Origin of the sequence: Actibacterium sp. (genome assembly GCF_041584535.1) — a bacterium.
In the GTDB taxonomy this organism is placed as follows: domain Bacteria; phylum Pseudomonadota; class Alphaproteobacteria; order Rhodobacterales; family Rhodobacteraceae; genus Actibacterium_D.
This window is the reverse complement of record NZ_JBFHDW010000052.1, coordinates 1-11,356: the sequence shown is the minus strand read 5'-3', so window position 1 is coordinate 11,356 and position 11,356 is coordinate 1. Positions and strand designations below refer to the sequence as shown.

The window sequence follows — 11,356 nt, the reverse complement described above, 5'->3', positions numbered from 1 at the left end:
CAGATAGGACGGATTCAGCATTTGCAGGCAGCCAAGGACCACCAGATACAGGGTCACCGGCACCATCGCGGCCCGCGCCCACCACGGCAGCGGTTGCAACAGCGCGGCGGTGCGGTCCAGAACCCGCGACCAGCGCCCGGCGACCCCACCCATGACCGGCAGATAAACCAGCGCCACCACCAGACTGGCCGACAACACAAAGATCAGCGTGACCGGCAGCATGCCCATGAATTCACCCGGCACACCGGGCCAGAACAGCATCGGCAGAAAGGCGCAAAGCGTGGTCGCGGTCGAACTGACGATCGGCCAGAACATGCGCTTGGCGGCTTCGGTAAAGGCATGCATCGGGCCTGCGCCCTCAGATATCCGGCGGTCGGCATATTCCACCACCACGATGGCGCCATCGACCAGCATCCCCACGGCCAAAATCAGGCCGAACATCACGATATTCGAGATCGCCACCCCCATCAGCCCCAACAGCACAAAGCACAGCAGGAACGAGGTCGGGATCGCAAAGCCCACCAGCAGCGCCGAGCGGCTGCCAAGGAAGGCCAGAACCACGATCATCACCAACGCGATCGCGGTCAGGACCGAGCCTTCAAGCTGTTGCACCATCGAGGCAATCGTATGCGACTGGTCCATCGAGGTGCCGACCTTGACCGAGCGTTGCAGCTCGGGCGGCCAGCTGGCGCGCTCGGCCTCGACCTCTTGCCGGATCAGCGCGGCGGTGTCGATGACGTTGAACCCCTTGCGCTTGACCACCTGCAACGCGACCGTGGTTTCACCGTTGAACCGGGCGGTGCCCTGACGGTCCTGAAAGGTCAGGCGAATATCGGCCAGATCGCCCAGCGTCACAACGCGGTCGCCGTTCTTTTTCACCGGCAGGTTATAAACATCCTGGGGGTTGTCGAACGAGGACGGGATTTTCACCGAGAACGCGCCGGTGGCGGTTTCGACCTCGCCCGCGGCGATCAGTTGGTTGTTGTTGACCACGACCGAGATCAGTTCGGCGGCGGTGACGTTATAGGCCTCTAACCGCAGCGGGTCGATCACCACCTCAAGCATCTCGTCGCGCTGCCCGGCCAGACCGGCCTCAAGCACCGAATCCAGACCTTCCAGACGGTCCTGCAGGGTCTTGGCCACCCGCAGCAAAGTGCGCTCGGGGACGTTGCCGGACAGGTTCACGATGATGATCGGGAATTCGGAAAAGTTGATTTCGGAGATGACGTATTTCTCGGCGCCCGAGGGGAAATTGGCCTCGGCGGTGTTCATCGCGTCGCGGATGTCGGCGATGATCTTGGTCTTGTCCCAGCCGAATTCGAATTCCAGCGCGATCCCGGCATAGCCCTCGGCGGCGGTGGCGCTCATTTTCTTCAGGCCGTCCAGATCGGACAGCTCGGTTTCCATCGGCTTGATCAACAGCTTTTCGGAATCCTCGGCGGAAATGCCGGGGAAGGGCACCGATACAAAGATCGCCGGGATTTCGATATCCGGTTCGCCCTCTTTCGGCAGGTTCGCATAGGCCAGTGCCCCCGCCAGCAGCGAGAGCACGATAAAGGCGATCACCATGCGGGCGTGCTTGGCCGCCCAGTCTACGATGCCGGTCATTGCGTCGCCTCTCCGAAGCTGGCGCGCACCTGCACGCCGTCGATGACATATTCCTGCCCGATGGTGATGACATCGGCCTCGGACGGCAGGCCCGAGACCCAGATGCCTTCGGCCGTGTCGCGCAGCGCGGTGACCGGGATGAATTTCGCCATGTCGCCGGTGTCGATGATCCGCACGCCCAAGGCGCCGGTGTCATCCAGCGTCAGCGCCGATTGCGGCAACAGATGCGCCTCAAGACTGCCCGAGGCCAGCACCATCTCGACGGTCTGGCCATCGCGGATGCTGAGATCGCGGTTGGGAATTTCCACCTCGACCCGGAAGGTGCGGGTCGCCGGATCGGCCGAGCGGCCAAGGAAGCTGACCGTGCCGGTGACATTGGCCCCGGTCGCCAGACGCGCCAGCGCCTGATCGCCGCTGTTGACCTTGGCGACCTCGGTTTCCGGCAGGAAGCCCACCAGCTTGATCGGGTCAAGCTGGATCACCGTCGCGCACAGGGCGCCGGGTTGCAAAAGCGCGCCCAATTCGGCGCTGTCGGTTTCCAGCACCCCGGCAAAGGGCGCGGCGATGGTCAGGCGTTCGATTTCACGTTCGGCGGCGGCGACGGCGGCGCGGGCCGAGGTAATCGCGGCCCCGGTCGCGGCAGCGCGGGATTCCGAAGCATAGCCGTCCTTGCGCAGGCTTTGCGCCGCGCGGTCGTTGATTTCAGCCGCGGCCAAGGCGGCGCGCGCCTGATCCAGCGCGTCCTCGCGGGTGCCGGGGTCCAGCTTGCACATCACATCGCCCGCGGCCACGAAAGTGCCCTTGCGCAGCGGTTCAGACACCACCCGCCCCGAGGTCTCGGACAGGGCGTTGACTTGCCGGGCGGCTTCGGTCCGGCCACGCACCATCACCAGATCGCTGACCGGGCGGGCGCTGGAATGCATCGCCATGACGGGAACCGCGTCCGGGTTTGCCTCGGCCGGATGGGTGTCGGCGCTAGTGTCGGGGGTCTGGGCCGCATCCTGGGTTTCTTCGGTATCCGGGCTGCGCCCGGCGAATTCCAACAGAGTGTCCCGTTCCATCAGCAGCAGATACAGGGTAACCGTCACAACAATGGCGATGATAAAAGATACGATACGCATAAAGACCTCGACCCCAAGCTCCGGCGCTGTAATTCACCTGTCCGGACATTCTGAACTAACCGGTTCAGAATACGCATTCCCCGGCTCAGGTGCAAGCATGGCGGATCATCGGGTGCAGCGGGGCTTGGCAAGGTCGGCGCACCTAAGGTAAGACGACCCGCGAATGTCCCGTTTGGGCGGAGAGAGATCAATGAGCAACCCTGACAGCTTTATCGACGAAGTCACCGAAGAGGTGCGCCGCGACCGCCTGTTTGCACTGTTCCGCAAATACGGCTGGATCGCGATTGTCGCCGTGGTGCTGATCGTGGGTGGCGCGTCTTATTTCGAATGGCAAAAGGCCCAACAGGTCGCAGCGGCGCAGGCGCTGGGCGATGGCATGTTGGCGGCGCTGTCCAAGGACGATGCCGCCGCGCGGATTGCCGCGCTGGATCAGGTGCAGACGGATAGTCAGGCGCGGGTTCTGGTCGAACTGCTGGCCGCGGGCGAGGCCACCGGCCCCGATGCCGCCGCACGCTATCAGGCCATTGCCGATGATGCCGGCCTGCCGCTGGCCTATCGCCAGCTGGCGACGATCAAGATGGTGGTGGCGCAGGGCAAGTCCACGCCGCCGGAAAGCCGCCGTGCCGCGCTGGGGCCGCTCAGCGCCCCCGGTCAGCCGTTCCGCCCGGCCGCGCTGGAGCATCTGGCGCTGATCGCGGTCGAAACCGGCGACAACCAGCAGGCAATCGCATTGCTGCGCGAGGCAATTCAGGCCAGCGACGCCACTGCGGGCTTGCGTCAGCGGGCCAGTCAGTTGATTGTGGCGCTGGGTGGGTCGTTAGAGGATCTTTCCTGAGGTCAGCCGCCCGGTTTCGGGCATATAAGGCCAAGACAGGATAATTGGGGGCAGGGGCAGTGAAACTTACCCAGACCATCGGAATTGCAGCGGCTCTGGCGCTGTTGGGCGCCTGCGGGAACCGCGAAGTCATCCTTGAAGGCGAACGCATCGACGTCCGCGACTCGTTGCTGACATCGACCGATGCCGCCGCTGACGCTACCGCCGAACCGGTGGTTGCGGCCGCCTTGAAATTACCGGCTCAGGAAAGCCTGACCGACTGGACCCAAACCAGCGGCAGTTCCGGGCACCGTCCGGTGCATCACGCTTATGCCGGGGATGGCGCGCTGATCTGGTCCGCCAATATCGGCGCCGGCAACAGCAACAAATACCGCATCAGCAGCGACCCCGTTGTCGCCGAAGGCCGGATCTTTACCGTCGATGCGCAATCGCGGGTCATGGCGCATTCCACCGCCGGCGCCGCTTTGTGGAGCGTCGAACTGGTTCCGCCCAGCGACAGCGTCAATGACGCTACCGGCGGCGCGGTCGCCTATGGCGATGGCCGGGTGTTTGTCACCACCGGCTTTGGCCAGCTGACCGCGCTGGACCCCGCGACCGGGGCCGTGCTGTGGGAGCAGGACACCGATGCGGTGATGACCGGCGCACCGACCTATCGCGATGGCATCGTCTATGTGGTCGCCCGCGACAACTCGGCTTGGGCGATCCGCGCCGAAGATGGCCGCGTGCAATGGCAATTGCCCGGCACGCCGTCGCCGTCCGGGGTGATCGGCGGCGCGGCTCCGGCCCTGACCGACCGTCTGGCGGTGTTCCCGTTCGGCTCGGCTGAGCTGACAGCGACCCTGCGCAAAAGCGGCATCCGCGTCTGGAGCAGCGCGATCTCGGGCCAGCGCCGTGGCCGCGTCTATGCCACGATCAGCGACATCACCGGCGATCCGGTCGTCGATGGCGATGTGATCTATGTCGCCACCCCCTCGGGCCGCACCGTGGCGCTGAAGGCGGCGGGCGGCGATCGCATCTGGACGGCCGAAGTCGGCAGCTACAGCCCGGTTCTGCCGATCGACGGCGCGGTGTTCCTTGTTTCGGACGACGCCAAGCTGACCCGACTGGATGGCAAGACCGGTCAGGTGGTGTGGGCGGTCGATCTGCCGTATTTCACCAAGGAAAAGCTGAAGAAACGCAAAGAGGTTCACGCTCATTTCGGCCCGGTCATGGCCAATGGCCGCCTGATTGTCGCCTCGGATGACGGGCTGATCCGGTTCTTCGCGCCCGATACCGGCGCCTTGATCGGCACGGCCAATATCCCCGGCGGCGCCGCGTCCGAGCCGGTGATCGCCGGCGGTGTGATGTATATCCTTGGCGGCAAGGGCCAACTGCACGCTTTCCGCTGACGCGGGAATGGTATATGCGGGCGTTTCTGAATCGCTCGGGAGCGTAGAATGAGCTTTACCCTGGCCATCGTGGGCCGCCCCAATGTGGGCAAGTCCACCCTGTTCAACCGACTTGTCGGGAAACGATTGGCTTTGGTCGATGACCAGCCGGGCGTCACGCGCGATTTGCGCGAAGGCGAAGCGCGTCTGGGCGATCTGCGCTTTACTGTCATCGACACCGCCGGTCTGGAAGAGGCCACTGATGAAAGCCTTCAGGGCCGGATGCGCCGACTGACCGAACGCGCGGTGGAAATGGCCGATGTCTGTCTGTTCATGATCGACTCGCGCGCCGGGGTTCTGCCTGCGGACGAGGTCTTTGCCGAGATCCTGCGCAAGAAATCCGCCCATGTGATCCTTGCCGCCAACAAGGCCGAAGGCAGCGCCGCCGACGCCGGTGTGATCGAAGCCTATAGTCTGGGTCTGGGCGAGCCGATCCGCCTGTCGGCCGAACATGGCGAAGGCCTGAACGACCTTTACAGCATGCTGATGCCGCTGGCCGATGAATTCGCCAAGCGCGCCGCCGAAAACGCGCCGGAAACCGATGTCGATGTCTCGGAAGATGACGAGGACGAAGGCCCGCGCAAACTGACCGATGCCCGGCCGCTGCAAGTGGCCGTTGTCGGGCGCCCGAATGCCGGGAAATCGACGCTTATCAATGCCTTGCTGGGTGAAGAAAAGCTGTTGACCGGTCCCGAGGCCGGGATCACCCGCGATGCGATCTCGACCCAGTTCAACTGGGGCGGCACGCCGGTGCGCATCTGGGATACCGCCGGGATGCGCAAAAAGGCCAAGGTTCAGGAAAAGCTGGAAAAACTGTCGGTGTCCGACGGTCTGCGCGCGGTCAAATTCGCCGAGGTCGTGGTGGTGATGCTGGACGTGGAAATCCCGTTCGAACAGCAAGACTTGCGCATCGCCGATCTGGCTGAACGCGAAGGCCGCGCCGTGGTGATCGCGGTCAACAAATGGGATCTCGAAGGCGAGAAACAGGACAAGCTGAAAGAGCTGAAAGAGGAATTCGCCCGGCTGCTGCCGCAGTTGAAAGGCGCGCCTCTGGTCACGGTGTCTGCCAAGACCGGTCGCGGGCTGGACCGTCTGCATGACGCAGTGATGAAGGCGCATGATGTCTGGAACCGCCGGGTCAGCACCGCGCGTCTGAACCGTTGGCTGAGTGGTATGCTGGAGGTGCACCCGCCCCCGGCGCCGGGCGGCAAGCGGATCAAGCTGCGCTATATGACTCAGGTCAAGACCCGCCCGCCGGGATTCGTGGTGATGTGCTCGCATCCGGACAAGCTGCCGGACAGCTATAAGCGGTATCTGGTCAACGGGCTGCGGCAGGATTTCGATATGCCCGGCACGCCGATCCGGCTGACACTGCGCGATCAGGGCGACAAGAACCCTTATAAGGGCAAGACCAAATCGACCCCGTCGCGGCTGCGCAAGCATCTGGGCAAGAAGGCGCACGGCGAATAACCGTTGCGCCGCGCCCGCGTTCTGGCGCGCGCAGTGAGTATTTTCACCAAGAAAAAGCCATCAGACCACCACCGAGGCCCCGGTGGTGGCGGGGCCGACGGTGTGTCGGAACATATCGAACAGCTCGCGGCCCAGACCGAATTGGTTGGCGCTCAGGTCGGCGGTGACCGGTGTGCGGCTGTCGAAATCATCGGCCAGCACGGTCAGGGTGCCGGCGTCGGCATCCAGCCGAACCAGATCGCCATCACGCAGGCGGGCCAGCGGGCCGCCCTCGGCGGCTTCGGGGCTGACATGGATCGCGGCGGGGACCTTGCCGCTGGCGCCGGACATGCGGCCATCAGTGACCAGCGCCACCCGCAGCCCGCGATCCTGAAGCACCGACAGTGTGGGCGTCAGGCCGTGCAGTTCCGGCATACCATTGGCGCGCGGGCCCTGAAAGCGCACGACAACCACGGTGTCCTTGGTGAATTCGCCATTCTGGAAGGCTTGTTTGACGCTGTCCTGATCGTGGAACACCCGCGCCGGGGCCTCGATCACATGGCGGTCGGCGGCGACGGACGAGACCTTGATCACGCCGCGGCCCAGATTGCCATCAAGGCTTTTCAGGCCGCCGGTCGGCTGGAACGGGTCCGAGGCCGGGCGCAGGATTCTGGTGTTCAGGCTGGTGCCGCTGCCGGGCTGCCAGTCGAGGCGGCCATCGATCAGTTTCGGCTCTTGCGTATAGGCGGCAAGCCCGGTGCCGGTAATGGTGGTGCTGTCGGGGTGCAGCAGGCCCGCGTCGAGCAATTCCCCGATCATATAGCCCACACCGCCCGCCGCGTGGAAATGGTTCACGTCGGCCAGCCCGTTCGGATAGACCTTGGCCATCAGCGGCACCGCATCCGACAGGGCGGCAAAATCGCCGGTCTCCAGAATGATCCCGGCGGCGCGGGCCATGGCGGGCAGGTGCAGCACCAGATTCGTCGAGCCGCCCGTCGCCATCAGCCCGACGATGCCGTTGACAAAGGCCTTTTCATCCAGCACCTGCGCCGCCGGGCGATAGTCATTGCCAAGAGCGGTGATTTCCAGCGCGCGTTTGGTTCCGGCGACGGTCAGGGCCTCGCGCAGCGGGGTGTTGGGGTTGACGAAGCTGGCGCCGGGCAGGTGCAGGCCCATGAACTCCATCAGCATCTGGTTGCTGTTCGCGGTGCCATAAAAGGTGCAGGTTCCGGGGCCGTGATAGCTGTCCATTTCGGCTTGCATCAGGGCGGCGCGGTCGATTTCGCCGGTGGCAAAGCGTTGGCGCACCTTGGCTTTTTCGTCATTGGGCAGGCCGCTGGTCATCGGGCCAGCGGGCAGGAACACCGCCGGGATATGGCCAAAGGTCGCGGCGGCCATCACCAGACCGGGCACGATCTTGTCGCAGACCCCCAGATAGATCGCCGCGTCGAAACAGTTATGGCTCAGCGCCACGCCCGCCGCCAAGGCGATGACATCGCGCGAGAACAGGCTTAGCTCCATCCCCGGCTGGCCCTGTGTCACCCCATCACACATCGCAGGCACGCCGCCCGCGACCTGAGCGGTGCCGCCTGCGGCGCGGGCAGTGACGCGGATCAGGTTGGGGAAATGTTCGAACGGCTGATGCGCCGACAGCATGTCGTTATAGGCGGTGATGATGCCGATATTCGGGGCGCGCCCCTGAGCCAGCGCCGCCTTGTCGGTGCCCATTGCCGCATAGGCATGGGCCTGATTGCCGCAGGTCAGGTGCGCCCGCGCCGGGCCGGACTCGGCGGCTTTGGCAACGCGGTCCAGATAGGCGCTGCGCGTGGGGCGCGAGCGGTCAGCGATACGGTCAGTGACCTGGGCAACGACGCTGTGCAGGGGCATTGCATTCCTTATCAGGGTTACGGTGAGCAGTTCAGCTATAGTCGTTAGCGATAACGATGCCAAGAGGCGGCCTATCTCGGCGCGCTGTGGGGCCGAAAGCAGGGGGCGCCTTGGAATGGTAGGATAGTTTCCTCAAATTCGCCCAAATTTCAGGCGAAATATTCTTCAGCGAAACAGGGGCCGAAATGCGCCCGCTTGAATCTGGCCGAGCAGCCAAGGAGAACATGATGAAACCGACACGTGTGTGTGTGGCCCTGATCGCGGCCGCTGGCCTGTCGGCCTGCGCGACGGTCGACACGGCAACCCGCAATGCTCCGGCCGTTGCTCCGGTGACCGAAATGACCGCCGCGATCGGGACCCGGTCCGCGGTGCAGGCACCCTATGCGGTGCAACGCGTCGATGTCCGCGTGCCCGAGACCCTGAAAGTGTCCGAGGCCAACACGTTTTTCCCCCACGCCGACATCGTCTGGCGCGAAGACCCGCTGGGCAACCGCTATGCGCAGGTGCATGACATCGTTCAGGGCGCGGCCGATGCCGCCGTGGCGGGCGCGACAGAAGGGCGGCCGGTCATTCTGGACCTGCAACTGGTCCGCTTTCATGCGTTGACGGAAAAGACCCGCTATACCATCGGCGGCACCCATGACATCCATTTCTTCCTGACGGTCTTTGACGCCGAAACCGGCGCCGAGATCGAGGCGCCGCAGCTGATCCAGCTGGAATTCGAAGCCTATGGCGGTGCCCGCGCGCTTGAAGCGATGAGCCGGGGCGAGACGCAGAAACTGCGGATCAGCCAGCATGTGAACGACGCGATCCGCGCCGCGATGCATCTGCCCGATCCGGCACAAGCCCCCGCACCGATCAGCCTGTCGGCTCTGAACTGATCCCCCTTTCGCAAATCAGCGGAACCGATTAGGAGGAGGCTATGATGACCTCCTCCTATCCCGTTGTGCGGCTTAAGCCCAAGGCCAATGCCCGCGCCATTCGTCACGGTTTCCCGTGGGTTTATGACAATGAACTGGTCACCGACCGGCGCACCAAGGCGCTGTCGCCGGGCACGATCGCCGTGCTGGAAGACGACGCGCATGCGGTGCTGGGGCTGGTGGCGGTCAATCCCAACTCCAGGATCATCTGCCGGATGCTGGACCGCGACACCGGGGCCGAGATCGGGCAAGGCTGGATCGCCAGCCGCCTGCGGGCGGCGCTGGAGATGCGCACCCGGCTGTTCGACGCGCCGTTCTATCGCCTGATCCATGCCGAGGCCGACGGCCTGCCCGGCGTGGTGATCGACCGCTTTGGCGATGTCGCGGTGATCCAGCCGAACGCGGCCTGGGCCGATGTGCTGATCAACGACCTTGCAGCGGCGCTGGCCGAGGTGACCGGCGTGTCGACCATCGTGATGAACGGCACCGGACGGGCGCGCGGGCTGGAAGGCCTGACCGAAGAAACCCGGATCCTGCAAGGCGCCATCGACGCGCCGGTGCCGGTGCCGATGAACGGCGCCACCTATATCGCCGACATCATCGGCGGCCAGAAAACCGGGCTGTTTTATGACCAGCGCCCGAACCACGCCTTTGCCGCCCGCCTGTCGAACGGTGCGCGGGTGCTGGATGTGTTCTCGCACGTGGGCGGGTTTTCCTTGGCGGCGCTGGCTGGGGGCGCGGCCTCGGCGCTGGCGGTTGACGGATCGGCCAACGCGCTGGAGCTTGCCGAACAGGGCGCGGCGGCGATGGGGGTTTCGGACCGCTTTGCCACCCGCAAGGGCGATGCCTTTGCGGTGATGACCGCGCTGGCCGAAGAAGGCGCGCAATTCGACGTGGTGATCTGCGATCCGCCGGCATTCGCGCCGTCGAAAAACGCGCTTGAGGCCGGTCTGCGCGCCTATGAACGTGTCGCCCGTCTGGCCGCGCCATTGGTGGCGCCGGGCGGTTATCTGGGGCTGTGCTCGTGCTCGCACGCGGCGGACCTGACGAAATTCCGCGGCGCATCGACCCGAGGCATCGGCCGGGCCGGGCGCACGGCGCAATTGCTACACACCGGCTTTGCCGGACCGGACCACCCGTTGATGCCGCAACTGGCCGAAAGCGGCTATCTGAAGGCGCTGTTTTTCCGCCTGCTGCCATGAAAGTGCTGCTGGACGCCTGTGTGCTGTATCCGACGGTGCTGCGGGAAATCCTGCTATGCGTGGCCGGGCAGGGGCTGTTCACCCCGCTGTGGTCCGAACGCATCCTTGAGGAATGGGCCCGCGCCGCCCGCAAGATCGGCCCCACGGGCGAGGCTCAGGCCCGCGCCGAGATCGCGCTGGTCCGCGCTAACTGGCCGCGCGCGGTGGTGCCTTGGGCCGAAGGGGTCGAGGCCCGGCTTTGGTTGCCTGACCCGGCGGATGTGCATGTGCTGGCCGCCGCGATAACCGGCTCGGCCGATATCCTGCTGACCTTCAACGCACAGGACTTTCCACGCCACACCCTGACCGAAGAAGGTCTGGAACGGCTGGACCCCGATCAGTTGTTGATGCGTCTGCTGCCGACGGCCGAAGCCGAAATCACCGCCTGTGTGAACAAGGTCCACGCCGAGGCCTGCCGCCTGTCCGGCGAGGACCTGAACCTGCGCGCGCTGATGAAACGCGCCCACCTGCCCCGTTTGGGCAAGGCCCTGAGCCGCTGATCTGGTTGAAAGCGCAGGATTGGGGCGCTGCCCCAAACCCCGGGATATTTGAGCGAAAAAGAAACGCCTGTCTTTTTCTTGGCTCAAATACTCATGCCTGAGCGGCCAAAGGCCGCGAGGCAAAGAAATGACCGGCCCCGAAGGGCCGGTCGCAATCGGATCAGTCGCTTATTTCAGGATCGAACGGCCAGCGTAAAGCGCGGTTTCGCCCAGGGCTTCTTCGATGCGGATCAGCTGGTTGTATTTCGCCAAACGGTCCGACCGCGACAGCGAGCCGGTTTTGATCTGGCCGCAGTTGGTGGCGACGGCGAGGTCGGCGATGGTGGCGTCCTCGGTCTCGCCCGAGCGGTGGCTCATCACGTTGGTAT

9 protein-coding genes and 1 pseudogene are annotated in these 11,356 nt (G+C 64.8%); 6 read left to right on the top strand and 4 right to left on the bottom strand.

What is annotated here, in order from left to right:
• Together ABYW26_RS04280 and ABYW26_RS04275 are read right to left on the bottom strand one after the other, a co-directional pair.
• Positions 1 to 1,608 (bottom strand): efflux RND transporter permease subunit (locus ABYW26_RS04280; RefSeq protein WP_372603557.1); only part of this gene is annotated, 1,608 nt, incomplete at its 3' end.
• Complete coding sequence (locus ABYW26_RS04275) at positions 1,605 to 2,729, bottom strand: efflux RND transporter periplasmic adaptor subunit (RefSeq protein ID WP_372603556.1); 1,125 nt, start codon at positions 2,727 to 2,729, stop codon at positions 1,605 to 1,607. The genes ABYW26_RS04280 and ABYW26_RS04275, both read right to left, overlap by 4 nt.
• 190 nt (positions 2,730 to 2,919) lie before the next feature.
• On the opposite strand from ABYW26_RS04275, the gene ABYW26_RS04270 reads away from it, so the two are divergent.
• Genes ABYW26_RS04270 through der form a run of 3 tightly spaced genes read left to right on the top strand, consistent with a single transcriptional unit; the run spans position 2,920 to position 6,461 of the window.
• Complete coding sequence (locus ABYW26_RS04270) at positions 2,920 to 3,564, top strand: hypothetical protein (protein ID WP_372603555.1); 645 nt, start codon at positions 2,920 to 2,922, stop codon at positions 3,562 to 3,564.
• Between the two features lie 59 nt (positions 3,565 to 3,623).
• A complete protein-coding gene (locus ABYW26_RS04265; RefSeq protein WP_372603554.1) occupies positions 3,624 to 4,952 on the top strand; it encodes a PQQ-binding-like beta-propeller repeat protein in 1,329 nt (442 codons plus the stop codon).
• Between the two features lie 48 nt (positions 4,953 to 5,000).
• Positions 5,001 to 6,461: a ribosome biogenesis GTPase Der gene (der, locus tag ABYW26_RS04260; RefSeq protein ID WP_372603553.1), complete on the top strand. Its 1,461-nt coding sequence runs from the start codon at positions 5,001 to 5,003 to the stop codon at positions 6,459 to 6,461.
• A 60-nt stretch (positions 6,462 to 6,521) separates the two neighbouring features.
• Here the strand turns inward: der and edd are convergent, their stop codons facing one another.
• Entirely contained in the window at positions 6,522 to 8,327 is a 1,806-nt protein-coding gene (gene edd / locus ABYW26_RS04255) for a phosphogluconate dehydratase (RefSeq protein WP_372603552.1), read from the bottom strand.
• A gap of 227 nt (positions 8,328 to 8,554) precedes the next feature.
• On the opposite strand from edd, the gene ABYW26_RS04250 reads away from it, so the two are divergent.
• Genes ABYW26_RS04250 through ABYW26_RS04240 form a run of 3 tightly spaced genes read left to right on the top strand, consistent with a single transcriptional unit; the run spans position 8,555 to position 10,988 of the window.
• The gene (locus ABYW26_RS04250) at positions 8,555 to 9,208 is read left to right on the top strand and encodes a DUF6778 family protein (protein WP_372603551.1); all 654 of its coding nucleotides are present in this window, start codon (positions 8,555 to 8,557) and stop codon (positions 9,206 to 9,208) included.
• 41 nt (positions 9,209 to 9,249) lie between these two features.
• Entirely contained in the window at positions 9,250 to 10,449 is a 1,200-nt protein-coding gene (locus ABYW26_RS04245; protein ID WP_372603550.1) for an RSP_2647 family RNA methyltransferase, read from the top strand.
• Positions 10,446 to 10,988 (top strand): RSP_2648 family PIN domain-containing protein, encoded by a 543-nt coding sequence (locus ABYW26_RS04240; protein WP_372603549.1) that lies wholly within the window; start codon positions 10,446 to 10,448, stop codon positions 10,986 to 10,988. Before ABYW26_RS04245 ends, ABYW26_RS04240 begins: the two co-directional genes overlap by 4 nt.
• A 168-nt stretch (positions 10,989 to 11,156) precedes the next feature.
• Here the strand turns inward: ABYW26_RS04240 and eno are convergent.
• Positions 11,157 to 11,356, bottom strand: a pseudogene (eno, locus tag ABYW26_RS04235) (phosphopyruvate hydratase); the annotation flags it as partial.

What these genes read in the sequence shown, in the direction of transcription:
- ABYW26_RS04275 (WP_372603556.1), bottom strand. Translation starts at nt 2,729, where the DNA reads ATGCGTATCGTATCTTTTATCATCGCCATTGTTGTGACGGTTACCCTG.
- ABYW26_RS04270 (WP_372603555.1), top strand. Translation starts at nt 2,920, where the DNA reads ATGAGCAACCCTGACAGCTTTATCGACGAAGTCACCGAAGAGGTGCGC.
- der (WP_372603553.1), top strand. Translation starts at nt 5,001, where the DNA reads ATGAGCTTTACCCTGGCCATCGTGGGCCGCCCCAATGTGGGCAAGTCC.
- edd (WP_372603552.1), bottom strand. Translation starts at nt 8,327, where the DNA reads ATGCCCCTGCACAGCGTCGTTGCCCAGGTCACTGACCGTATCGCTGAC.
- ABYW26_RS04250 (WP_372603551.1), top strand. Translation starts at nt 8,555, where the DNA reads ATGAAACCGACACGTGTGTGTGTGGCCCTGATCGCGGCCGCTGGCCTG.
- ABYW26_RS04245 (WP_372603550.1), top strand. Translation starts at nt 9,250, where the DNA reads ATGATGACCTCCTCCTATCCCGTTGTGCGGCTTAAGCCCAAGGCCAAT.
- ABYW26_RS04240 (WP_372603549.1), top strand. Translation starts at nt 10,446, where the DNA reads ATGAAAGTGCTGCTGGACGCCTGTGTGCTGTATCCGACGGTGCTGCGG.